18 protein-coding genes are annotated in these 21,423 nt (G+C 57.3%); 5 read left to right on the forward strand and 13 right to left on the reverse strand.

The features are described 5' to 3' along the window. Positions 1-6: 6 nt before the first annotated feature. The 4 genes from J0X19_RS07275 to purH form a co-directional block, all read right to left on the reverse strand. Positions 7-534 carry a hypothetical protein gene (locus J0X19_RS07275; RefSeq protein ID WP_242582192.1) on the reverse strand — a complete coding sequence of 176 codons (528 nt, stop codon included), beginning with the start codon at positions 532-534 and terminating at the stop codon, positions 7-9. Then, entirely contained in the window at positions 531-1,460 is a 930-nt protein-coding gene (gene mreC / locus J0X19_RS07280) for a rod shape-determining protein MreC (RefSeq protein ID WP_206983208.1), read from the reverse strand. Before mreC ends, J0X19_RS07275 begins: the two co-directional genes overlap by 4 nt. Before the next feature lie 106 nt (positions 1,461-1,566). Next, positions 1,567-2,592: a rod shape-determining protein gene (locus J0X19_RS07285; protein ID WP_206983210.1), complete on the reverse strand. Its 1,026-nt coding sequence runs from the start codon at positions 2,590-2,592 to the stop codon at positions 1,567-1,569. A 241-nt stretch (positions 2,593-2,833) separates the two neighbouring features. Further along, positions 2,834-4,384 (reverse strand): bifunctional phosphoribosylaminoimidazolecarboxamide formyltransferase/IMP cyclohydrolase, encoded by a 1,551-nt coding sequence (purH, locus tag J0X19_RS07290; protein WP_206983212.1) that lies wholly within the window; start codon positions 4,382-4,384, stop codon positions 2,834-2,836. Positions 4,385-4,606: 222 nt separating this feature from the next. Between purH and J0X19_RS07295 the strand changes: the two genes are divergently transcribed. From J0X19_RS07295 to J0X19_RS07305, 3 genes are all read left to right on the forward strand, one after another. Continuing rightward, positions 4,607-5,791 (forward strand): acyl-CoA dehydrogenase family protein, encoded by a 1,185-nt coding sequence (locus J0X19_RS07295; RefSeq protein WP_206983214.1) that lies wholly within the window; start codon positions 4,607-4,609, stop codon positions 5,789-5,791. After that, a complete protein-coding gene (locus J0X19_RS07300) occupies positions 5,784-6,530 on the forward strand; it encodes a PIG-L deacetylase family protein (protein ID WP_206983223.1) in 747 nt (248 codons plus the stop codon). Before J0X19_RS07295 ends, J0X19_RS07300 begins: the two co-directional genes overlap by 8 nt. Positions 6,531-6,625: 95 nt before the next feature. Next, complete coding sequence (locus J0X19_RS07305) at positions 6,626-7,228, forward strand: class I SAM-dependent methyltransferase (RefSeq protein ID WP_206983225.1); 603 nt, start codon at positions 6,626-6,628, stop codon at positions 7,226-7,228. Here J0X19_RS07305 and J0X19_RS07310 read toward each other — a convergent pair. The 8 genes from J0X19_RS07310 to J0X19_RS07345 form a co-directional block, all read right to left on the reverse strand. Further along, entirely contained in the window at positions 7,175-8,410 is a 1,236-nt protein-coding gene (locus J0X19_RS07310; RefSeq protein ID WP_206983227.1) for a glycosyltransferase, read from the reverse strand. The two genes, J0X19_RS07305 and J0X19_RS07310, sit on opposite strands and share 54 nt — an antisense overlap. Positions 8,411-8,638: 228 nt before the next feature. Further along, positions 8,639-9,886 (reverse strand): BamA/TamA family outer membrane protein, encoded by a 1,248-nt coding sequence (locus tag J0X19_RS07315; RefSeq protein WP_206983238.1) that lies wholly within the window; start codon positions 9,884-9,886, stop codon positions 8,639-8,641. A 130-nt stretch (positions 9,887-10,016) separates the two neighbouring features. After that, entirely contained in the window at positions 10,017-10,961 is a 945-nt protein-coding gene (locus J0X19_RS07320; RefSeq protein ID WP_206983240.1) for a geranylgeranylglycerol-phosphate geranylgeranyltransferase, read from the reverse strand. Between the two features lie 176 nt (positions 10,962-11,137). Beyond that, positions 11,138-11,332 carry a cold-shock protein gene (locus J0X19_RS07325; RefSeq protein ID WP_206983242.1) on the reverse strand — a complete coding sequence of 65 codons (195 nt, stop codon included), beginning with the start codon at positions 11,330-11,332 and terminating at the stop codon, positions 11,138-11,140. Between the two features lie 131 nt (positions 11,333-11,463). Continuing rightward, positions 11,464-11,952, reverse strand: coding sequence for a KdsC family phosphatase (locus J0X19_RS07330; RefSeq protein WP_206983244.1), 489 nt, complete (start codon positions 11,950-11,952; stop codon positions 11,464-11,466). An 82-nt stretch (positions 11,953-12,034) separates the two neighbouring features. Further along, positions 12,035-12,274: a Fe-S cluster assembly protein IscX gene (gene iscX / locus J0X19_RS07335; RefSeq protein WP_206983254.1), complete on the reverse strand. Its 240-nt coding sequence runs from the start codon at positions 12,272-12,274 to the stop codon at positions 12,035-12,037. 120 nt (positions 12,275-12,394) lie between these two features. Continuing rightward, positions 12,395-12,727 carry a 2Fe-2S iron-sulfur cluster-binding protein gene (locus tag J0X19_RS07340; RefSeq protein WP_206983257.1) on the reverse strand — a complete coding sequence of 111 codons (333 nt, stop codon included), beginning with the start codon at positions 12,725-12,727 and terminating at the stop codon, positions 12,395-12,397. A gap of 59 nt (positions 12,728-12,786) precedes the next feature. Then, a complete protein-coding gene (locus J0X19_RS07345; protein WP_206983259.1) occupies positions 12,787-13,623 on the reverse strand; it encodes a Rossmann-like and DUF2520 domain-containing protein in 837 nt (278 codons plus the stop codon). Positions 13,624-14,422: 799 nt separating this feature from the next. On the opposite strand from J0X19_RS07345, the gene J0X19_RS07350 reads away from it, so the two are divergent. Continuing rightward, positions 14,423-15,820, forward strand: a complete 1,398-nt coding sequence (locus J0X19_RS07350) for a T9SS type A sorting domain-containing protein (protein ID WP_242582240.1) — start codon at positions 14,423-14,425, stop codon at positions 15,818-15,820. Between the two features lie 211 nt (positions 15,821-16,031). Further along, positions 16,032-18,734 (forward strand): T9SS type A sorting domain-containing protein, encoded by a 2,703-nt coding sequence (locus tag J0X19_RS07355; protein ID WP_206983284.1) that lies wholly within the window; start codon positions 16,032-16,034, stop codon positions 18,732-18,734. A gap of 82 nt (positions 18,735-18,816) precedes the next feature. On the opposite strand, the gene ccsA is transcribed toward J0X19_RS07355, so the two are convergent. Next, positions 18,817-21,417 (reverse strand): cytochrome c biogenesis protein CcsA, encoded by a 2,601-nt coding sequence (ccsA, locus tag J0X19_RS07360; protein WP_206983294.1) that lies wholly within the window; start codon positions 21,415-21,417, stop codon positions 18,817-18,819. Positions 21,418-21,423: the final 6 nt, after the last annotated feature.

Below are 21,423 nucleotides of genomic sequence, written 5' to 3' on the forward strand. Positions count from 1 at the left end.
ACTAAATCACCGGTTTCGGCGGCGGGTAGGGAAGAAAATGAGCTGCACAATGAGCAGCGTGAGGCCGGTGAACAGGGTGCTACCGACCACTTTTACCAGCGTCAGGCCGAAGGCGCGGAAACTGCCCAGTTCCAGCAGAAAAAACGCCAGATGATGCAGGCCAATGAGTAGTGCGATGTACACCACAAACCACTGCCCGCCCATCTGGTGCACGTTCACTGAGTCGGCGGCTTCGTACCCGTCGCGGGGGGTAAGCAGGCGCAGCACCCAGGGCCGCAGGTAGCACAGCAGTACGGCGGCGGCAGCGTGTACCCCGCCGGTGTCGTAGAAAATGTCCATCAGCAGGCCCGTGGCAAAGCCTAGCACCAACTGCAACACAATGGGAGTAGCAATGGGCAAGAACAGCAGAAAACCCAGGTAGAAGAAGCACCAGGCCAGCTCGAACAAAGCCAGTTTGCTTACCAGCAGCATGTGCACGCCCACAAATAGCACGAAGCGCAGCAACTGCAACAAGATTCCGCCTACTCCCTTCATGGCCGCTCCTCCCCTGCTTCTGGCCGGAGTCCGGCGCGCAATTCCAATGTGTCCCGCTCGGCTTTCAAGCGCGGATTGACCACGTACACGTAGGTTATATTCGAGAAATCTACGGCCAGCTTCACCCGCACGGTCCAGAAGTTTTTGTCGGGCTCTTTCACAAATGAATCGACGGTGCCAATCAGGATACCCTCGGGAAATACGGCGTTGTAGCCCGACGTCACAATGGTGTCGCCGCGCAGTAGCTTGTTCTGGCGCGGAATGTTGTCGAGCAGCGCGTGGGTGGGGTCGTCGCCGAGCCACTTGATACTGCCAAAGGTGTTGTCGCGCTTGATTTTGGCGGAAACAAAGGTTTTAGAGTGCAGCAGGCTCGTGACCGTAGCAAACTGCTCGCTCACCACCTTCACCCGGCCCACCACCCCAGCCGCCGACAACACGCCCATCCCGGTTTTCACCCCGTCGCGGGCACCTACGTTCAGGGTGAGGTAGTTGTCCACGCGGCGCAGCGTGTTATTTACCACCCGGGCGCCAATCAGCGGATAATCCGGGTCGCGGGTGGGCAGGGTGCGCAAGCCCAGCAGCAGCGAATCGGGGGAGCTGAGGCGGGCCAGCCGTACCCGCGAGGCGCTATCCTGGGGCACGGGCAGGCTGTCGGCTACGCGGTGGCTTAGGTCGCTGGCGTAGAGCTGTTGCCGCAGCGCGGCATTTTCCTGCACCAGCCCCTGGTTGATGCTTTCCAAGCGGAAGTAGCTGTAAATACGGTCGCGCGTTGCCAGAATCTGCCCCACGTAGGTGTTGGCCGAGTTGAAGAAGGCCGCCCGCTGGTAGGTGCTGTTGCGGACCAGCAAATACAAGCTCGCAATTTCCAGCAGCGCAAACACGAGCAAGCCCCGGTAGCGAAACAGAAAAGCGAACAGGTTACGCACGGGGTCGAGTTATGAGTTAAAAGTTATGAGTTATGCGTTAAATGTCAGGAGCCAAGGACAAACCCCAACTCATAACTTTTAACGCATAACTCATAACTGCCTGACCCTAGGTCAACAGCACGCCCCGGAAGGCTTGGATGTCTTTGATGGCTTTGCCGGTGCCGCGTACCACGGCGCGCAGGGGGTCTTCGGCAATGTGAATGGGCAGCTTGGTTTTCACGGCCAGGCGCTTGTCGAGGCCGCGCAGCAACGCGCCGCCGCCGGTCAGGTGGATGCCGTTTTCGTAGATGTCGGCCGACAACTCGGGCGGGCTGATTTCCAGGGCCTTCAGTACAGCTTCTTCGATTTTGGCCACCGACTTATCAAGCGCAATGGCAATTTCCGACGACGTTACCTTGATAACCTTCGGAATGCCGGTCATCAGGTCACGGCCGCGCACCTCGAAATCGGGCGGCGTGATGTCCAGCTCGGTGAGGGCCGCGCCTACCTCAATCTTGATGCGCTCCGCGGAACGCTCGCCAATCAGCAGGTTGTGCTGGCGGCGCATATAGTCGAGAATGTCCTGGTTGAACACGTCACCGGCCGTTTTGATGGACTGGTCGCAGACGATACCCGACAGGGCAATAACCGCAATTTCGGTGGTACCTCCTCCAATGTCGATAATCATCGAGCCAATCGGCTGCTCGACATCAATGCCGATACCAATAGCGGCGGCCATTGGCTCCTGAATCATCCACACTTCTTTGGCCCCGGCGTGCTCGGCGGAGTCGCGCACGGCGCGCTTTTCCACTTCCGTAATGCCCGACGGGATGCAGATGACCATGCGGTGCGAGGGCTGAAACAGCCGGTTCCGCGTGTCAATCATCTTAATCATGCCCTTTATCATTTCCTCGGCGGCGTGGAAATCGGCAATTACGCCGTCTTTGAGGGGGCGGATGGTTCTAATGTTGTCGTGGGTTTTCTCGTGCATTTGCTGCGCTTGCCGGCCCACGGCAATTACCTTATTGGTCGTCCGATCTTTTGCGATAATGCTCGGCTCATCCACCACGATTTTATCGTTGTGGATGATGAGCGTATTGGCCGTACCCAGGTCGATGGCAATGTCGCTGGTAAGGAAGTTGAAGAAACCCATTAGTTAACGGCAAGAAAATGAGTGCGAATGAAACTCATCCACACAAAAAGTGGGCACAAAAGTACGGAAGTTTCAGGGAAGCACGACCTGTCATTGTCAAGATCGAAGATCGAATTATCCTTCTTGACAGCAAGTGCTGTTTCCTCCACGAATAAGCCCTTAACGGTAACGAAAACGTCAAGGGCTTATTGGATTGCTTGTCTGGCCGGCCGCTCAAAGCAGCCGGCCGGCTATAGGCTTATTAGTGCTTGAAATGACGTACGCCGGTCAAAACCATGGCCATACCTAGGCGGTTGGCGGCCGCAATAGAATCTTGGTCTTTGATGGAGCCGCCGGGCTGCACCACCGCCCGGATGCCGGCTTCCCCCGCAATTTCCACGCAGTCGGGGAAGGGGAAGAAGGCGTCGGAGGCCATAACTGAGCCTTTCAAATCGAAGCCGAAGGAATGGGCTTTTTCAATGGCCTGGCGCAGGGCATCCACGCGGGAGGTCTGGCCCACGCCCGACGCCAGCAACTGCCCGGCCCGCGCCAATACAATGGTGTTGCTCTTGGTGTGTTTGCACACTTTGAGGGCAAATTCCAGCGCGGCCACTTCCTCGGCAGTAGGTTCCGATTCGGTAACGGTGCGGAAGTCGGCGGCGTGTTCGGTGGCTCGGTCGAAATCCTGCTCGATAACGCCGTTGAGCAACGTTTTCACTTGTTTGGTGGGGAAGTCAACGGGCTTTTGGCGGAGCAGAATGCGGTTTTTCTTGCTTTGCAGCACGGGTAGCGCGTCGGCCTCGAACTCCGGCGCAATCAGCACCTCGAAAAACAGCTTGTTCAGCTCCTCTGCCGTAGCGGCATCCACGGGCTTATTTACGATGATAACGCCCCCAAACGCCGAAACCGGGTCGCAGGCCAAGGCGTTGAGGTAGGCCGCGTGGACCGTATCGGCCTGCGCAACGCCGCAGGCGTTGGTGTGCTTGAGGATGGCGCAGGCGGCAGGGCCATCGGCTTGAAACTCCTGCATCAACAGCACGGCGGCATCTACGTCCACCAAGTTATTGTAGCTGAGCTGCTTGCCGTGCAGTTGGTCGAACAGCGCCTCCAAGTCGCCGTAGAACGTACCGGCTTGGTGCGGGTTCTCGCCGTAGCGCAACGGCGTGGCGGGCTGGTTGCTGGTTGCGGAAGAAGTCTTGCTGGCTACTTCCTCATTACCAGTTGCGGCACCAGCCATATAGCCGTGGATGGCCGTGTCGTAGTGCGAGGTGGTGGCGAAGGCGGCGGTGGCGTATTGCCGGCGGTCTTCGAGGTCGGTGGCGCAGCCTTTGGTGCGGAGTAGCTCGGTTACGGCTTCGTACTGGTCGCGGCTGCTGACCACCAGCACGTCGCGGAAGTTTTTGGCGGCGGCACGCAGCAGGGAAATACCGCCGATGTCAATCTTCTCGATGATGTCCACTTCTGGCGCACCCGAGGCCACGGTTTCCTCGAACGGATAGAGGTCTACTATAACCAGGTCAATGGGTGGAATCTGGTGCCGCTCGGCCTCGGCCAAGTCGCCGGTTTCGTGGCGGCGGTGCAGGATACCACCGAATACTTTGGGGTGCAGGGTTTTCACGCGGCCCCCGAAAATGGCGGGGAAGCCCGTCAGGTTTTCTACGGCCGTTACTTCGGCGCCCTGCTCTTCCATGAACTGCTGCGTGCCGCCCGTGGAATACAGCGTCACGCCGTGCTCTTTAAGCAGTGCCACCAGTGGCTCCAAACGGTCTTTGTAATAGACGGAAACAAGGGCGGAACGAATGGGCTGCGACATAGCAAGCAGAAGTTTGATGAAGAAACGAACGACGCCGCGAAGGTAGCCCCATCAGGCCCGCTGCGCCAACTGCCCGTCTGGAATTGTTGCGGTTTGTTCCTTTTCAAGTGCAAGTCCCGGTGCTAGCTGCCCTCGTTGCATTTCAGCCAATACCAACCCCAGACAACACGAACCCCCGGATTGAAGTATTGTATTCAACCTCCACTCCGTTAGCTACCCTATATGCCCACATCGTCTATTCCGGACTTGCAAGCCCCCGATTCTGCTGTCGATACGCCGCCCCTTCCTTTTCCTTCACCCGAAACTGCTGCTGCCAACTTAGTGCCCCGCTTACTGGCGCAGGCGCCACTTTCCGACTTTGAAGGTGGCTTTCCAACCCAGGAATTCAACTGGCTCCGGGAAGCGGGTCTCCTGACGGCCCCGCTGCCGGTGGCACTTGGCGGCGCCGACTTTGCCGAGGTCTGCCACACCTTGTCGCTGCTACGCACGCTCCGGCACATCGGGCACGGCAACCTAGCCGTAGGGCGCGTGTATGAAGGGCACGTAAACGCGCTGCAACTGCTCCAACGCTTCGGTACGGCCACCCAGGTGGCGCGCTACGCCACCGATGCGCACAGTGGGCATTGGTTTGGGGTGTGGAACACCGAAGCGGCCGACGGCGTGAAACTGGAGCCCCTGCCCAACGGCCGCTACCGGCTGCACGGCAGCAAAACCTTCGGCTCGGGTTCCGATTTTCTGAGTCGGCCGCTGCTCACGGCCGCGCTGCCTGATGGGGGTTGGCAAATGCTGATTCTGCCCGCCGATGAGCAGCAACCTACTTATGATGCCAGCTTTTGGCGGCCCCTAGGTATGCGCGCCACCGCCAGCTTCCGGGTTGATTTTACGGGCCTGGAAGTGGGCCCTGATGATTTGATAGGCCAGCCCGGCGACTATTACCGTCAGCCGTGGTTTAGCGGCGGCGCCATCCGGTTTGCCGCCGTGCAGCTAGGCGGCGCCGAAGCGGTATTCGACGAAACCCGGCACTTTCTGCAAGGCTTGGGCCGCACCGACGACCCGTACCAACGGCAGCGCCTCGGCGAAATGGCCCTGCTCATCGAAAGCGGAAACCTCTGGCTGCGCGGCGCCGCCGACCACGCCAGCCGCCCCACCGCCGAGTCGGATGCGGAAGCTACCGTGGCGTATGCCAACATGATGCGCACGGCCATCGAGGAAATCTGTTTGCGCGTGCTGCAACTGGCCGAGCGGTGCGTAGGCGCCCGCGGCCTGCTGAAACCCGAGCCTTTTGAGCGCCTGCACCGCGACCTAACGCATTACCTCCGCCAGCCCGCCCCCGATGCCGCCCAAGCCGACGCCGGCCGCTTCGTCCTCGACCGTACCGCTCCCGCTCACTCCCTCTGGCATGCATAACGAGCGCACTTTCGATTTCCAGAGCCTGCCCCTGCGTTCCGCTGATTACGCGGCTACTTTGGGCCCCACGGTGGTTATTGCTCCTCACCCCGATGATGAAAGCCTAGGCTGCGGCGGCCTGCTGGCGCTGCTACGGAAGGCTGGCGTGCCCGTGTGGTGCGTGCTGGTCAGCGACGGAAGCATGTCGCACCCCAACTCGGTAAAGTTTCCGGCAGCCGCCCGGCAGGCCCTGCGTGCAACCGAGCTACGTTTGGCTCTAACCGAACTAGGCGTAGATTCCAATGAACTGCAAACCCTCAACCTCACCGACGGAGCCGTGCCGACACCTGATACGCCGACCGGTGCGATGGCCGTGCAGCATCTGTACAATTTCCTGCAACAGATAGGCGCCAAAACCATTCTGTGCCCGTGGCGGCGCGACCCGCACCCCGACCACCGCGCCACCAGTGAGCTGGTTCGGTCAACTATAGCCAAGCTGCCGCAGCCGCCACGCCTGCTCGAATACGTGGTCTGGGCCTGGGAACGGGCTGCCCCCGCCGATTTACCTCAGCCCGGCGAAGCTACTGGCTGGCGGCTGGACATCAGTGCCGTGCTGCCGCAGAAGCAACGGGCCATTGCCGCGCACCGCTCCCAATTGGCCCCCGGCATTATCGACGACGACCCAACAGGTTTTCTGCTATCAGCGGACATGCTGGCTCACTTTGCCCAGCCGTTTGAGGCCTATCTGGAGGTTGATTGATAATTGCTGATTGGTTGATGTGCTGATGGATTATTATTCACTAACCGGCACATCAACCAATCAGCACACCAGCAAATCAACACATCACCCATTCCATGAATCCAAACCAACCCCATACCCTGCGGCCTGAATATTTCGATGAGGTGTACCGTGCCAACAACGACCCGTGGAACTTCGAAACCAGCCCGTATGAACAAGGTAAATACGCCGATACAATGGCCGCACTGCCCCCCGAACGGCAGTATGAAAGCGCCTTTGAAGTGGGCTGCTCCCTGGGCGTGCTAACCGAACAGCTAGCAACCCGGTGCCGCCATCTGCTGGCCATTGACGTAGCCCAGGCGCCGCTGGAACGTGCCCGCCAACGCTGTGCGCATCTTCCGCAGGTGGAGTTTCGGCAGATGACTTTGCCAAACGAGTTTCCGGCGGCTGAAACCTTCGACTTGGTGGTGCTATCGGAAGTAGGCTACTACTGGGCAATGCCTGATTTAGAGCAGGTAACCAACCACTTGCTGGCCGCTTTACAGCCCGGTGGCCATCTGCTGCTTGTGCACTGGACTCCACCAGTCCACGACTACCCGCTAACCGGCGACGAAGTGCACGATTTTTTTCTGGCTAAAACCGGTCCTGATGGTCCCCTAAAGCACCTACACGGCCATCGGGCGGCGCAATACCGCCTGGATTTGCTGGCTCGCACTTAATGGTTGCGTAGATGGCAAGGGTACGTTGCTGGCCGCTTCAGCTTCCAGTTGCTCCTGCTGGGCAATCAACTGGCGCAGCTCTTTAACTGCTACTGATAAGGTAGTTACCCGCCCCCGCCGCCACACGGCCCGGTGCTTCAATACCCACTCCCACAGCAACCCAAACGTGGGCGCACTGGTAATCTGCCGCGCCAACGGGCTGGCGGGCACGCTCAGCACTGCGGCCAAGCGCACACACAACGGCCACTGCTGGCGCGGCTGTTGCCGGGCCTGCGCCCATAGTTGCCGCAGTTTCCGGCGGGCCGTCCATTCGGCGGCCAGCGCCACCCCGCTTTCCACCAGCGGCTCCCGTTGCTGCCGGGTCATGCGGGCCCATTCGCGCAACTGCCACGATAGGCCCACCGCCACACGGCCCGCATATCGCGCCGACGTGCTGACTCGCACTGCCGGGCTGTGGCGCAAACGCAAATCGTGGCGGCGCAGGGCCTGCCAAAGCGCCTCATCTTCCAGAAACGGCACCACCGGCAAACCACCCACCTGCTGGTAGGCTGCCACCGTAAGCGCCAAGCTAGCCCCGAAATGCTGGTGGTGCCGCGGACACGGGTCGGCGGGTTCTGGGTCGAGCAACGCTTCGAGGCGGGCCCGCAGTAGGCGGTACGCGGCGTCGTGCAGGTGGGTCCGGCGTACTGGGCCCTTCTGGGCATTCGTTTGTTCCGGAAAAATACGGCCGCCTACTGCATCGGCACCGGCTTGTATTTCCATGAGGGTTGCGGCCAGCCAGGTTGGTGCCACCCGGGTATCGGCGTCGGTACTGGCGATAATACCGGTAGCGCCAGCCACCGATTCTAGCCGGCGGCAGGCTTCATCCATCAGCAGGCGGCGGGCTTGCCCCACATGCGCTTCGGCGGGCGGCAACTTCACTTCAGCCACGTACAGCGCCAAGCTCGGATGCTGCTGGGCAAACTTGCGCACCACGGCGGCCGTCCGGTCTTTGCAGTTATTGGCCAGCACCAAAATTTCGTACGTAACAGGGTCGAGGGGCTGGCCGGCCAGGTTTGTTTGAGCAGCCAGGGCAGCTAGTGTAGCCGGCAGGTTGGTGGCTTCGTCTTTGGCCGGAATAATAACGCTTACGAGCACGCCCGGATGGGGAGCGGCAGTTTCTTGCCAGATAGTAGCTGGCATAGATGCAGTAGGAAAAGCAGGCGTGGCGAAACTAGCGGCGGGAGGTAGCATCGGGTATTCTGATACGCGAATCAGGAAAGAAATAGTAACATAAAAGCTAGGCACTTGTCTAGCGTCGAGCTTACCGCAGGCAGACAAAACAGTGGCCCTTCCACACGGGGCGGAAGGGCCGAAAAATTGCCTAGGTATGCTCTAGAAAGCAGCAGCGCTTTTGCTGATACGAACTGCCTAGAATGCCTCGCCCACGGCGAAAATGATACCCGAGTTGCCCCCGGAACCCACCCCGTAGTCGAGGCGAATATTAAGCCGGTCGCGGCGGTTGAAGCGGAAGCGGGCACCCAGGCCACCAGCCAGCTTGGTGCCGTCGAAGGTGTAATCAGAAATCTTATAGCCCACTTGGCCTGCACCTAGGAAGCCAACCACGTCGAAACGCCAGAACAGTTTCTGCCGAATTTCGGCCTGCACCGTAGTGAACTGCCGGTCGCGGAAGCGGTTTTCGTAGATACCGCGCATCAGGTAGGCATTGTTGTAGAGCGAACCGCCCAACGTAGCGCCCATACCGCCTAGCTCACGAAACGGAACATCACCAGAGTGATATTGCCCCATAAACTGCGCCGCAAAAATGGTGTTGTTGGAGCCGAACAAAGGATTGAAGTGTCGGGCATCTACTTGATAACGAGTAAATTTATAATCACTGCCCAAAGCCGAGCCATTGAAGAGCATGTGCGCGTCCACAAAGTTGCCGCGGTATGTGGCTAGCACATTGTCGCGCCCATCGTAGAGAATGGCCGGACCAACGCCCGAGCTAATAATTCCATTGCGTTGCTCACCCAATCCGCGTACGTTGGCAGCCTCGCCGAGCTGGTCGTATACAACGGGCGGATTGATTGGCGAGTAATCTTCGGCATCCTGAAGCTTTACATCACCGAGGTTGGTAAGCCGGTAGCGAAGCCCCACGAATAAGTTGGGAGCCACATTCGCTAATGCTTTTTCATCAAACACAAACAACGGATACTGAATTTGCACCTCGTCGCTCTTACGCGTATTGTTGCCAATACCGTAATAGTTGAAAACCAAATCATAATAGCTCAACTCACCAGAAAAGTAAAACTTTTCACCGGGCGTGAAAATGGTGTGCGTGAGCTGCACTGTGGTTTGCTTTTCTTGCGAGTACCACGCCAGCAAACGAGCATTGGACTTGCGCACCGTAGTATCGGTGCCGAAGCGCCATATCGGCAGGATAGCTACTCCGGCCGCAAATCCTGTTTCCTGCTGATAGAAGGCTATCGGAACGGGAATGAAGCTGGGTTTGTCGCTGGGCGCAAAAATCGATTTTTTCTTGGGAGTGTCATCAACAACGCCAAGCGGCGGTGGCGCGGGCGCAGTGGTACCATCGGTAGTAGTAGGGGCCACTTGGGCCGCACCCATTCGGGCCAGGCTGCACAGCAGAATCAGCGGCAGGTAGAGAAAGCGCATATAGGCTTTAAGTAAGAAGGAAGAGGATAACAGCACGTTGGAGGGTAGTTCAGGCAGCAGCTAGCTACCAGCAACTACAGTCCACAGCACATGTCGTTGGTCTCCTAACGCAACAGTCGCGTCTACGGTTTTACCCTATCACCTCTACCAGTAGCATCGAGAGCACCCCGGCCAACATAATCCCTTTGCACCAAGTACTTAACTTCGCAAAATGCCGGCGTCGGTCGGCCCGCCACAACAGCCGCAGCAAAGCCAGTAGCGGCACCAGCACCAGCACCAACAGCCACACCCCCAACAGCACCGGACCGTGTAGCAGCGCCTCCCCTATTGCCCCGAGCACCAGCAACAGCAAGCACCCCAGGAAAAAGCCCGTCACCCATTTGGTGCGCGCTACGCCCCACACAATTGGCAGGGTTCGGCAGTCGTGTTGGGCGTCGCCGCGCATGTCTTCCACGTCCTTTACGATTTCGCGCACCACGGTAAGCAGAAAAGCGGCCAGCGCATAAGCCCACACACTACTATTGGTGGTGCGCAGCTGCAATTCGGGCAGGAGCACCAGTGCCGCCGTGAGGGTAGCAATGCTGAGGTTGCCCACCAGCGCCACCCGCTTAAAGCGCACCGAATATCCCCACAGCAGCACCGCCGACCCCAACGTTACGACGCCCAACAACGGGGAAAGCAGCCCGCCAATGCCCACCCCCAGCCCCGAAAGCAGCAGGTGGGCCAGCATGGCGCGGCGGCGGCGCACGGCCCGCCCCACCACCAGCCGCCCCGGCCGGTTGATGGCGTCAATCTTGACATCGTAATAATCATTAATGATGTAGCCCGCAGCGCCAATGCACAAAGTGGCCAGCACCAGCAGTCCGAAGCGCAGATCAAACAGGGTAGCCAAGGGTGTAGCAGGCCGCAGCAGGCCGGCACGCACCAGCACCAAGCACAGCAGCATAATCAGCAAGTTGGGCAACCGAATAAGCTGCGCAATGGGCCGTAGCAGCAGGCTGTGGCCAGCGCTGTCGTCGTCGGACCCGGCCGGGCCAGCCGGCGAGGCAGTCGAAGAGAAGGAAGCAGACGACATGGCCACAGATAGTGAGGGAGTATAGGTACTGCCAGTGCCCAAAAGCAGCAGGCAACAAAAAGGTAACGTTGAAATCCGGCTTTTCTGCGCGGGACGGTGCCCTTACAGATAGAAAGAAAGCCTCCCCAGTATTGGAGAGGCTTTCCAGAATGCAAAAAGCGGCGTAGAGCTAAGCCTTACAGGCGCTTTACGTTCACAGCATTTACGCCCTTACGACCTTCCTGCGTATCAAATTCCACCCGGTCATTTTGCTGGATCTGGCCCCCGTTAAGGCCCGTTACGTGCACGAAGAAATCTTCCTTCGTCTCGTCTTCTGTAATGAAGCCATAGCCCTTCGACTCATTATAGAATTTTACGGTTCCTGTTTTCATGTAAAAAAAGAAAATGGTGAATAGATGATGTGGGTAAAGATAGAGGTAATTAGGAAAAGCGCAACTCCGCGCAACCTACCGCATTATTGCTTCTAAATCAGGCCACTGATGCCCGGATATTGCATTCGCAACTACCAAGTTTTCTGGGCCTTCATGGTGGCTTCCAGCAACTCGCGCACGGCGCCGCGCCCGCCCGGCTTGGTAGTGACGTAATGGCTGATGGCTAGCACATCGGCGGCGGCATCGGAGGGGCACGTGGCTAGGCCACAGCGGCGCATTACTTCCATGTCGGGCATGTCGTCGCCCATGTAAGCAATGTGTTGCGGGTCGAGGCGGTAGGTGTTGATGTAGTTGTTGAAGATTTTCATCTTGTCATCCACCCCCAGAAAGATGTCGCGCACATCCAACGACTCCAGCCGCTTGCGCACGCCTTCCTCTTCGCGGCCCGATATAATAGCCACCCGGTAGCCTTGCTTGAGCGCATGCCGGATGGCGTAACCATCATGAATGTGGAAGGTACGGGCCTGCTCCCCGGAGTTCAGGGCCAGCATTGTGCCATCGGTCAGCACGCCATCCACATCAAAAATAAATGCTTTAATAGCCGATAAATCAGGAAGCATCGGGTGCTGATTGGTTGCTAATGCGCGTTGGTTGGTACTTACTAACTGCTACGGTTACAGTCAGCAAGCAGCAAGCAGCAGCTTATTTCTGATTGTCGCGCCACTCGTACACCCACTTGGCCTGAATTTGCTCCAAGTGGCCTTCGTTGGCCTCTTCCTTGGTGCCCTCGAAGTTGGGCAAACTCAGCACCCACTCCAGCAGCTCAGTGAAGCGGATGCGGTAGATTTTAGCTTCCGAAAAGTCGTCGCCGAACTTTTCATAGAGGGCCATGGCCACGTCTTCGTGGTCATTCCAGTGCATGGGGGGCTCGAAGTGGGCCATGTTTTCTGAATTTTTGATTTTTGATGTGCTTATATGCTGATGTAATTGACGTGTCGGCTGGCCGCTGCCTATTCGGGCATTGTGTCAGCACACCTACACATCAAGAAATCAACACATCACTTAGTGGCCCAGGAATTCCTGCGGCGGAATAAGAATAACCAAATCTTGGGTGGAGGCCTGTACTACGCACTGGCAACCTAACCGCGAGTTAATACGCGGATTTACAGCCCGGTCGATGAAGTCTTCTTCTTTGTCACTGATTTCAGGCAACTCGTCTTCACCCTGAAGCACGTATACGTGGCAGGTGCTACAGCCGCAAACGCCACCGCAGTTATGCTGGAGTTGAATGCCGTTGTTGAGGGCGACGTCCAGAACCGATTCGCCTTCAGCGGCAACGTGTGTCTGGGCGGGCTGGCCGTCCTGGAATTGGAAGGTAATGTTAACAGCTTTCACAAGGGAATCTTCAGGCGAGGCAAAACAAGGGCACAAAGGTACGCACCCCCGCCCCCGATTCAAAGCTCCGAGGCTTCCTCAATGTTTAACCCAGGCTTCGCCTGTTGCAACTGAATACTGGCTGTCAGCTTGTTATATAGCTCCAGCCAGTTCGGATACGTTGCCAGGGCCGTGCGGTGGCGAGCCAACGTAGGCGCATCATGGCGGGCAGCGGGGCCCGTTTGTACCGTGAACGGCGGAAAGGCCAAGGCTTTTTCCACGGTTTCGTGCAGGAGTGGCGCCAGCAATGTCAGCGGCAACTGTTGCTCCTGGAGCAGCGCGTGGCTGATGCCCAGCAGGTGATTGGTGAAGTTGCAGGCAAATACAGCAGCTACGTGAATGGCCTGCCGTTGCGGCGTGGCCACGCGCTGAGCCTGCTCACTGAGCGTACCGGCCAATGCCAACAGGGTAGCTTCGGCTTCCGCATCGGTGGCTTCAATGCACAGCGGCACAGTACGCCAGTTCACATTGCGGCCCATGCTAAATGTTTGAAGCGGATAGAAGACCCCACCCCGAATGCCAGGTACTTCCTTGAAAACGGTGAGTGGCACAGTGCCTGACGTATGGGCTACCAATGCTCCCGCTGGAAACTGCGCTTGCGCCAGCACCTCTGGTATAGCCGCATCGGGCACAGCCACCAAGTATACATCGGCCGGTGGCAATGCGGCTAGGTTCAGGTCGGGAAGAACCTGCGTGCCAGGCAGGTGAACTACTAGAGCAGCTGCTGAGGCCGGCGTACGGCTCCAAACGTACGACACTTGATGTGCAGCTTGCACGAGTGCTGCGCCCAACTGGTTGGCTACCCGGCCGGCTCCCAGCAATATGATGCGCAACGGCAGCGCCTGTTGTGGTGTCATTGGTACTAATTAAAGAAGGCTGCGACTCAAGATTGCACCTGAATAAGCAATAATGACGGGTTCATCTTGGTAAGTTCACAGGAAAATTAAGCAACTTGGTGGCGCAAAGATGGCGCTGCAATATCGTTTTAATTGCATATTAACTGTTTTCTCACTTTACCACCCTCCCATTTTCAACACTTCTACATTCATGAAGAACTTATACACTGCATCTTGGCAGAAACTAGCGCTGGCAGCGTTGTTTACGGCTGGCGCTGCTACTGCTCAAGGACAAGACCTATTGCGCGCCACGCGTCTAGTCAATTCTAATGTTGATTTGTCTCAGAGCACGCAGCCGAACACTGCTAATCGTACAACAGCAAACAACTACACCGCCAGCCAAGGCCAGAACGTAGCAGGAACGTACACCGACCTAGGCACCACTGGTACTGCTATCAGCACTGCTAATTTTGATGATGCTAATTCGGCTGCGCAGAACATTGGTTTCACCTTTTCCTATAATGGAGTTTCGTTCACACAATTCGTCCTCAACACCAACGGCTTTATCAAGTTAGGGGCGGTAGCGCCAACCTCTGCCAGTGATGTTAGTGCATTGCTAAACTCCACCGATGCTAATATTATAGCTCCGGCTTCGGGCGTGGACCTACAAGGCGCGGCGGACCAGACTGCTAATCCCACTGAATTTCGCGTAGTAACAACTGGTACGACAGGCAGCCGAGTTTGTACTATCCAGTTCAAAAACTTACGCGACAAAGCTACGGCTTATACGGGTGGATCAGTGCCACCACAGTTTGCTACCATGCAGTTTCAGATTAAACTGTACGAGGGCACAAATACCATTGAATTCGTATATGGCGCATGGACTGCTACTACGTCTACCCCTGATTATCAGCAGTTTCTTTCTGGCCTCAAGGCTAATGCGCTCAGCAGTGGAACTACTATCACGCAAGCGGATCTAGCTGAATTAAGCCTGTTATTTAAAGCTCCTACCCAAGCGTGGAGCACTACAGCATTCACTAACACGTTCACCTCCGGCGGACAAGCCTATATATCTGGGATTCTTGCGCAGAATTCCGTATTGCCGGATGCTGGCCGCACGTACCGTTTCCGGGTAGTACCGGCTACTGACGCTGCCGTGCAGTACATATATGCTTTAGGAAAAACGCAGCCTGGCACGCCACAGATTATACGGGCAGTGGTTCGCAATTTGGGTTCGAGTGCTCTCACCAATTTGGCAGTGGTTTTGAACGTAGCAGGAGCAAACACTTTCACCAATGCGGTAACAGTGCCTAGCTTAGCTGTTGGTGCTTCCACTGTAGTGACTTTCCCTGCTTTTACTCCAACTGCTGTTGGTACTAATACTATCACGGTATCTGTACCAGCTGACGGTGGTACCACTAATGATACTCAAACGTATTCGCAGCAGATTCAGAATACCACTTTTGCTCAATATAATCCCGCGCAAACCACTAGTACCAATAGCATTGGCTTCGGCACAGGCGCCGGTATTATAGCCGTCAAATTCAATACACCTGCTGCTCGCACCGCTACGTCGGTTGCTGCACGTATTGGCGGTGGCACTACCAGCGTAGGCAATACGGTTTATGGAGTAATACTTGATGCCAACGGAGCTATTGTTGGGCGCTCTGCCAATTATACAATAGCAGCAGCTGACCTTGGTACTATCAAATCGTTCACGCTGACTACACCAGCAGTTCTTGCCACAGGCGACTTCTATGCTGGCCTTGCCCAAACAGCAAATGCCACTACGGGCTATTTCCCCATTGCTTCGCAGGAAGAGGCCCCTACTCGTACCGGCGTTGTATATGCTGTTCCATTAGCCGGTGGTGCTCCTACTGACGTTACAACCGCACCTGCCAACGCTAACATTGGCTTGCCTGTTATTGAAGCCGTAGTCAACTTGGTACAGGGCACGTCGGCGGCCTTGAACCGGGCCATATCGATGTACCCCAACCCCTCTACGGGTGTGGTCAAGCTCGATGTGCGCGGCGCCAATGCCAAAGGCCAGCTCCATGTGCAGGTCATCAACCTGCTGGGCCAGGTGGTGTACACCAGCAGCCTGCAAGACAACTTCACCAACGAGGTGAACCTCTCAGGCCTGGCCGGCGGCATCTACACGCTGAAGGTGCAGACCGGCAGCGAGTTCACCTCCCGCCAGTTGGTGCTCACCAAGTAGGCCCACGCGCCGACCACGACCACCAGCAAAAAGGGCAGCCACATGGCTGCCCTTTTTTTGTACCTGTGTACCCAAATAGCACTATACACTTGGCTAAAACCCATCTTAGTTGTGTATTATCCTGAATATTCAGCAAATTGTGGCGTGAGTGAATCACTCATTTTCAAGAATCTACTTGCCTTTTATTTTTTTCACTTTTTCACTTTTCCTTATGAGAAACAAATACATGCTAGTGGCTCCATCCACTCGTTTCTGGCACAAAATGGCGCTGGCCGGCTTGCTGGCTGCTGGTACCACTGCGGCGCAGGCGCAGTTCTACTTGGCACCCAACGTTACTAATGCGGCGGGCACCTACTCCGACCTGGGCACCACGGGTACGGCTATTGCCACCGCCAACACCGATGATGCCAACTCGGCGGCCACGCCCATTGGCTTCACGTTCACTTACAACGGTACTGCGTTTACCGATTTTGTGCTCAATACCAACGGCTTTCTTAAGCTAGGTACCACTGCACCAACAGGCCCTGCCTTCACGGATGGTCCACAGTCGCTGCTGAATGGCCCAATTACTAGCGCCGACGCCAACCTGCTTCTGCCTTTCAACCAAGATTTGTTTGCCGGCACGGCAGGGGGCACCGAGTACCGGGTGGCTACCACTGGTACGGCGCCTAACCGCGTAACCACTATTCAGTGGAAAAACGTGAGCGACAAAACCCGCGGCACGTTCGGAGTACAGTTTGCCAACATTTCTTTCCAGGTGAAGCTGTATGAAACCAGCAACCAGATTGAGTTTGTGTACGGCCCCGGTACGGCAGGCCCAGCAGCCGGCGACGCAGCCAAATTTGTAACTGTTGGCATTAAGGGCACCAACGCGGCACAATCGGTGCTAGGCGTTAAGGCTTCGGCTACGCCCTGGTCGGGCACTACCTTTATCAGTGGCAACTACACCGGCAACGCGCACAATATCCGCACCACGGCGCTGCCTGATGCAGGCCGCACCTACAGCTTCACGCTGCCTGTCGCCAATGACGCCGCCGTGCAGCTGATTTATGCTTATGGCAAGCTAGTAGTACCAGCCGGCCAGCCTACTACACTGCAGGCGTTGGTACGCAACGCTGGTACGGCCGCTATCAGCAACGTAAGCGTAACGTTGGCTGTAACCGGTGCCAACACAGTAACTGCTCCTGCTCAAACTATTGCTTCTTTGGCACCTGGTGCCACCAGCGTAGTTAGTTTTCCCGGCGTAGCGCTTCCGAATGCGGGTAGCAACACCCTCACTGTAACCGTGCCAACCGACGGTAACAACGGAAACAACACCCAGACGCTGGTGATGACCACTGACCCCACCACGTCGTCGTACATCTATCCGGGCGTTCCGGCTGCCAGCAGCTACGGCTTCACGCCTACCGCCACGGCTTTCACGGCCGCTTTCGGCGCGAAGTTCACGCTGAACACGGCTCGACTTGGCACCGGTGTTAATGCTTTTATTGGTAGCGATGCTAACCTGGTAGGCAAAACCGTATTTGGCGTAATGGCCGATTTCAACACGGGCGCTATCCTTGGCCGCTCGCCCGACTACGTGCTTACTGCCGCTGACTTGAACACGCTCAAGTCGTTCACGCTTAGCTCGAACGTGTCGTTGCCAGCCGGTGACTTCTTGGTTGGCTTGGCGCAGGTAGTACCAGCCAACAGCACCCAGGCTTTCCCGATGGCCTATCAGGCCGAAAACCCGGCGCGCGAAGAGGCTTTCTATCAGTTTAGCGTTTCCACCCCCGGCACTCCTGCCGACAACACGGCCAACAACGCCCGCTACATGCTGGAAGCCGTAACTGCCGCGCTACCTGCCAATGACGCCGCCGTACAGATCATCTATTCGTTGGGTAAGTCGCCGGTTAACACGGCTCAAGCGGTACAGGCAGTTGTGCGCAACTCGGGCTCGACAGCCCTCACTAACGTGGCAGTAGCCTTGAACGTGACAGGCGCTAATACCTACGCTACCGCTCAGGTGGTGCCTTCGCTGGCCGTAGGTGCTTCGGCCACGGTATCGTTCCCGGCATTTACGCCAACAGCAGTTGGCAACAACACCCTAACGGTCACTATTCCAGCCGACGCTGTTGCGTCTAACAACACCCAGACCTACACGCAGGCAGTAACACCTAGCACGTTTAGCTACGCCAACACGGCTACGCCAACCAGCAGCGTAGGCTTCCAGCCGACTATCACAGGTGCTTTTATAGCGAAATTTACGACACCAAATGCCCGTACTATTGGTGGGGTAGGTGCCGTATTGGCTGATTTGGATGCAACAGGACGTACCGTGTACGCCGTGATGGTAAACGCCACCGGCGGACTGGTAGCCCGCTCGGCCGACTACGTGATTCAAGCAGCCGACATCAATCAGTTGAAGTCGTTTACGTTCAGCACGCCAGTAGCTGTAGCAGCTGGCAACTTCTACGTAGGCTTGGTGCAGACTACCGATCCAACCGGTAACGGCTATTTCCCGATGGGTACCATAGCGGAGTCGCCTACGCGCACGGGCACCTTCTACACCGCTGTGCCATTCACTGCGCTAGGCGGCACACTAGTAGATGCTGCTAGCAGCAATCTGGGCATTTTCATGCTGGAAGCCCAGAACGCAATAGTACAGGGCACGTCGGCAGCCTTGAACCGGGCCGTGTCGATGTACCCCAACCCCTCCACCGGGGTGGTCAAGCTCGATGTGCGCGGGGCCAACGCCAAAGGCAACCTGCACGTGCAGGTCATCAACCTGCTGGGCCAGACCGTCTACTCGGCTAAGCTGCAAGACAACTTCACCAACGAAGTGAACCTCTCGGGCCTGGCCGGCGGCATCTATACGCTGAAGGTGCAGACCGGCAGCGAGTTCACCTCCCGCCAGCTGGTGCTCACCAAGTAAGTTCAGGCGCCAACCACGACCATCAGCAAAAAGGGCAGCCACATGGCTGCCCTTTTTTTGTATTCTGCTTTTCTGCTGCTGATTAGGCAACCCGTTGCGCGGGCCGAGGCTTGGTAGCAGGCCGAGCTACTGTGCGTTGTGACGGGGACGCAGCAACTGGCTGCTTCTTGGTTTTCCGCTCGCGCAGGGCCAGTCCGAAGCCCACGGCCATCAGCAGGGTACCGCTCCAGAGCAGGTTGATGAAAGGCTTCTCAATGGCTTTGAGGATGATATAGTCCTTCTGGGTGGTGCTGACGCCGAAGGTGAACTTGCCTTTGGTGGGGTCAACGGCGTTCAAGCTCAGGCGCAAGCCCAGGTCTTCAATTTCATCAGGCACGCGGCCGATGAGGCGGTTGCGCACCACAAACACGGGGTGGGCATGATACTGCCGCTGCTTCTCGCCAAACACCACCACGTCGGCCTGAATAGCTAGGTCGCCTTTGTTGAGGCCGAGGCCGGCAGTTTGCTGGGCAGGCTCGATGGCGCGGAACACGGCAAAGTAGTCGTTGAGGAAAATGGTATCACCGACAGCCAGCTGATACTCCTTCAGCTCGCTCCAGTCTTTTTCCTTCATTGGCGGCACGGCATTTACGTGGGAGTAGATGTCGTGGGAGGCAAAGCGCTTGATGTCGGGGGAAGCCAGCAGGCCACCCATTTCCTCGTTTTCCTGAGCCCGTGGGTACAGGGTGAAGGCCTCGCCGCTCTTCCGGTTTTTGTACTCGACGCGGTAGTAGGTGTTTTCGGGCAAAATATTCACCGTGTCGCCGGGCTTGTAGTACACTTTCTCACCCTGCTTGATGGTACCGCGGGCCAGCGCCTTGTACTCGTCTTCGAGACGGAACAGCAGGTCTTTGTTCACGTAGTCGGGCACGCCAGGCACATCGAAATACTGGCCGGTGTACGTCACGTCGTACTCGCCCATTGGGGCGGTGTCGTTGCGCCACAGCAATACGTTGTCACGGTTCATTTCCTCACCGAACTCCTTGGAATACACCATGCCCGACATGTTCTTGGACACGATGTTGGAATAGCCCGCCGAACCTAGAATCCCGAGCAGCATCAGCGCAATACCCAAGTGCGCCACGCCCCCACCCGACAGCTGTACCCGGCGCAGCAGCATCTTCAGCACCACGCCCAGGTTGGCCAGCAAACCAAACAGGCCGGCCGTGAGGAGCACAATGTAAGTGGCCGAAATTTCCAGGTTGTTGCGGCGCAGCAACAGGATAACCAAGGCCGCCCCCAATAAGGCCAAGGCCCCCGGATTAGTAAGCGACTCAACCAACGTTTTCTTGTCGTTGCGCTGCCACCACATCAGTTGGGCTAAGCCGGAAAGCAAGGCCACGCCCACCCCCATCCACAGCTGGATTTTGGTGTAGTGGGCAATCTGGTCGGCGGGCAGGGCCAGGTTGGATTTGATGCCAATAAAGCCCAGGAAAGCGTTGTACACCGGAATGCTGGTGGTTACCAGTACCTGGAACGCGCCCAGGCACAGTACCGTAGCCCCCACAAATACCCATAGCTCAGGGTTGTACGTGGTCAGCTCTTTCTCGGAAACCGGAATGTGCTTCCAGCGCTTCACCAGCAAGGCAATGGCCAGCACCACAAACGCGCCCAGATAAATCATAAGCTGCCCCGACAAACCTAAGTCGGTGAAGGAGTGTACGGAGGCGTTGCCCAGCACACCGCTCCGGGTTAGGAAGGTAGCGTACAGAATCAGCAGGAAGGTGGCTACTACCAGCACGAATGAGGTGCGCAGGGCTGTGCGGCGCTGTTTCCAGAGCACCAGCGTGTGAATACCGGCCACCAGCACCAGCCACGGAATGTACACAGCGTTTTCCACCGGGTCCCAGTTCCAGTAGCCGCCGAAGTTCAGCGTTTCGTAGGCCCAGTAGGCGCCCATCATCACGCCTACACCCAGCACCAAGCCCCCCACCAACGACCAGCGTAAGGCCGGCTTCACCCACTTAGTAAACTCGCCTTTCCAGAGGGCCGCCACGGCAAACGCAAACGGTACCAGCGTGAGGGCAAAGCCCAGAAACAACGTGGGTGGGTGAATTACCATCCAGTAGTTCTGGAGCAGGGCATTGAGGCCGGTTCCGTCTTTAGGCACGAAATCGGGGTTCATTTTGAACACCGGGATATCCAGGAAGTCGCGCAGCAAAATGAACGGCGACGAGCCCACTTTCACACCGCCCAGCACCACGCCCAGAATCATGGAGGTGAGGAATAGCTGCACGCCCGCAAACACGGCCATAACGGGGGCTTCCCAGAGCTTATTCCAGCGCATGATGATGAAGCCCAGCACCACGTGCCAGAATATCCAGAGCAGGAAGCTGCCCTCCTGCCCTTCCCAGAAACAGGAAATCATGTAGTACACCGGCAGGTGGTTGCTGGAGTGGCTCCAGGCATAGTAGTACTCGTAGCGGTGCCCGTGGATGATGCCGAACAGGCAGGCAATTACGGCCACTACCGCCACGCCGTGCACGATAAATGCGCTCCGGCCAATGCGTAGCCAGCTGGCATCCGACTGCCCCAGCGGCTGGTTGCGCGCCGCCATGTAGTAGGAATACGCAGCCACCGTGGCTGCCACGAAAGCCACGATGACACTCAGGTGCCCAGTGTCGCCAATGAAAGTGTTGAGCATAGCAAA

The sequence above is a fragment of the Hymenobacter telluris genome (assembly GCF_017313265.1).
Taxonomy (GTDB): domain Bacteria; phylum Bacteroidota; class Bacteroidia; order Cytophagales; family Hymenobacteraceae; genus Hymenobacter; species Hymenobacter telluris.